We start from the raw sequence: 2612 nt of genomic DNA, 5'->3' as shown, positions 1-2612 counted from the left end.
GCAAGACCAAGGGCGAGCGCTGCGAACAGCAACAGCGCCGCCGATGACAGGCGCGATGACGCGGTGATCCGCACGATCAGCCTTCGCGGTGATACGGGTGGTTGGCCAGGATGCTCGTCGCACGGAAGAGCTGTTCGGCGAGCATCGCCCGCGCGAGCAGATGCGGCCAGGTCGCGCGGCCGAAGGAGACCAGCAGGTCGGCCTCGTCGCGCGCGGCATCGTCGAACCCGTCGGCCGCACCGATCATGAACCGCGCCTCGCGCACGCCGTCGTCGCGCCACCGCTCGAGCACGCGCGCGAACGCCATGGACGACAACACGTCGCCCTTTTCGTCGAGCAGGATCCGCCTAGTCTGGTCGCCAACCGGGGGAATCCGCCCCCCCGTGTCGGGCAGCTCGGACACCTTGGTCGGCCAGGCGATCCGCTTCAGATAGCGATCAACGAGTTCGGCTTCGGGCGATCGCCCGATCCGGCCGCGGGCGACGATATGCAGCAGCATCGCCCGCGCACCCGGATCAGTCTTGGTCGGACAGGTCGGCGAACGGAGCGGTCGGTGGCGTCGGCGCATCGCCGAACGCCCACATCCGCTCGAGATTGTAGAAGCTGCGGACTTCGGGGCGGAACAGGTGGACGATGATGTCGGTGGCGTCGATCAGGACCCAGTCCGCGGTCGGCAGCCCCTCGATCTTCACCGGACGCTTGAACTCGGCCTTGATACGCTCGGCCAGCTTCTGTGCCATCGAGGCGACCTGGCGGGTCGAACGGCCGCTGGCGATCACCATGTAATCGGCGATGCTCGTCTTGCCCGCGAGCGGGATCGAGATGGTCTCGACCGCCTGGTCGTCATCGAGCGACGCGAGGATCAGGCGATGCAGCGCCTCAACCTCTTCGGGGTCGGTCGCGCGAGGGGCAGTAGGGGAAGTGGCCAAGTCAGCTCCTGGGTCAGGTTACCGGCCCGGCAACATGCTGGAACCAGTCGGGATTTTCGGCGCGCAGGCCGGTTGCGGAGGTCGGGTCGGGTCGGAAGCGCAACAGCACAAGGGCCGGCAATCTCCACGTCGTCCAGCTCTTCGCATGGTCTGTGCGCCGTTGGAAGCGCCGCAGCCAACCCATCGCGGGGGCCGCGAGGGCGCGCCCGTCATATCCCGGCCGAGCGATTACCGCAATCGGAACCTCGCGGGCGATCGCGCGCCAGTTCTTCCACCGGTGGAAGTCGGCGAGATTGTCCGCACCCATCAGCCAGATGAAGCGGATCTTCGGATGGCGCCGCCTGAGCTTGCGGATCGTGTCGAGCGTGTAGCGGGTGTGGAGCCGGGTCTCGATATCGGTGGCGCGGATCGGCGCGCGCCGCGCCATCCGTCGCGCCGAGGCGAGCCGCGCGGACAGCGGCGCCATGTCGCGCGCCGCCTCTTTCAGCGGATTGCCCGGCGAGACGAGCCACCACGCCTCGTCGAGCGCGAGCGCCTCGATCGCCGACAGCGTGATCGCGCGGTGCCCCCGGTGCGCCGGGTTGAACGATCCGCCGAGAATGCCGACGCGGGTCATGGCGTCACGCGCGACGCCGATCGGCCCGACACCTCACCCGCGCACCTGCCCCGTGCCACGCCCGATCCACTTGTAGGTCGTCAGCCCCTCGAGAGCGACCGGGCCGCGCGCGTGGAGCCGCCCGGTGGCGATGCCGATCTCAGCACCCAGCCCGAATTCGCCGCCATCGGCAAACTGGGTCGAGGCGTTCCACAGCACGATCGCGCTGTCGACCTGCGCGAGAAACCGCTCGGCGACGTCCGCATCGGCCGCGACGATCGCATCGGTATGGTGCGACCCGTGCCGCGCGATATGCGCGACCGCGCCGTCCAGTCCGTCGACGATCGCGACCGCGGCGATCGCGTCGAGATATTCGGTATCCCAGTCCGCCGCGTCCGCCGCCGCGATTTCGGGCACGAGCGCGATCGCAGCCGCATCGCCCCGCACGACACAGCCTGTATCGGCCAGATGGCGGATCAGCGACGCCGCGCCAGCATAGCCGCGGTCGATCAGCAGCGTCTCCATCGCGCCGCAAATGCCGGTCCGGCGCATCTTCGCATCGACCACCACCGCCGCCGCCATCGCGGGGTCCGCGGACGCATCGACATAGACATGGTTGATCCCGTCGAGATGCGCGAGCACCGGCACGCGCGCCTCGGCCTGGACGCGCGCGACCAGGCTCTTGCCGCCGCGCGGGATGATCAGGTCGATCGCGCCGTCTGCCTTGAGCATCGCGCCGACCGCCGCGCGGTCGGTGGTCGGGACCAGCTGCACCGCGTCCGCGGGGACCCCGCCCGCGGCCAAGCCCTCGATCAACGCGGCGTGGATCGCGCGATTGCTCGCCACGGCTTCCGATCCGCCGCGCAGGATCGCGGCATTGCCTGCCATTACGCACAACGCCGCGGCGTCGGCGGTCACGTTCGGCCGGCTTTCATAGATGATCCCGATCACGCCGATCGGTACGCGGACCCGGCTGAGGACGAGGCCATTGGGACGTGCGCGCGAATCCATGATCTGGCCGACCGGATCGGCGAGCGCGGCAACCGCGGCGACGCCGTCCGCCATCGCCGCGATCCGCCCGGGATCGA

The 2612-nt window shown here is 69.6% G+C and carries 4 protein-coding genes; all 4 read right to left on the bottom strand.

Annotated elements, in window-relative coordinates; genetic code table 11:
• Positions 1–76 precede the first annotated feature (76 nt).
• Complete coding sequence (locus sphsw_RS16970) at positions 77–499, bottom strand: 23S rRNA (pseudouridine(1915)-N(3))-methyltransferase RlmH (RefSeq protein WP_031395979.1); 423 nt, start codon at positions 497–499, stop codon at positions 77–79.
• A gap of 16 nt (positions 500–515) precedes the next feature.
• A complete protein-coding gene (gene rsfS, locus sphsw_RS16965; RefSeq protein WP_031395980.1) occupies positions 516–929 on the bottom strand; it encodes a ribosome silencing factor in 414 nt (137 codons plus the stop codon).
• 13 nt (positions 930–942) lie between these two features.
• Positions 943–1545, bottom strand: coding sequence for a nicotinate-nucleotide adenylyltransferase (locus sphsw_RS16960; protein ID WP_031441652.1), 603 nt, complete (start codon positions 1543–1545; stop codon positions 943–945).
• 33 nt (positions 1546–1578) lie between these two features.
• On the bottom strand, positions 1579–2612 hold a 1034-nt coding region (locus tag sphsw_RS16955), incomplete at its 5' end, for a glutamate-5-semialdehyde dehydrogenase (protein ID WP_031441651.1).

The sequence above is a fragment of the Sphingomonas sp. FUKUSWIS1 genome (assembly GCF_000733135.1).
Classification (GTDB): Bacteria; Pseudomonadota; Alphaproteobacteria; order Sphingomonadales; family Sphingomonadaceae; genus Sphingomonas; species Sphingomonas aerolata.
Note: the sequence above shows the minus strand (reverse complement) of the source record. Positions and strands in the feature narration are given on the sequence as shown.

Excerpts from the sequence above, each read along its gene's own strand:
- sphsw_RS16960 (WP_031441652.1), bottom strand. The coding sequence starts at position 1,545 with ATGACCCGCGTCGGCATTCTCGGCGGATCGTTCAACCCGGCGCACCGG.
- sphsw_RS16970 (WP_031395979.1), bottom strand. The coding sequence starts at position 499 with ATGCTGCTGCATATCGTCGCCCGCGGCCGGATCGGGCGATCGCCCGAA.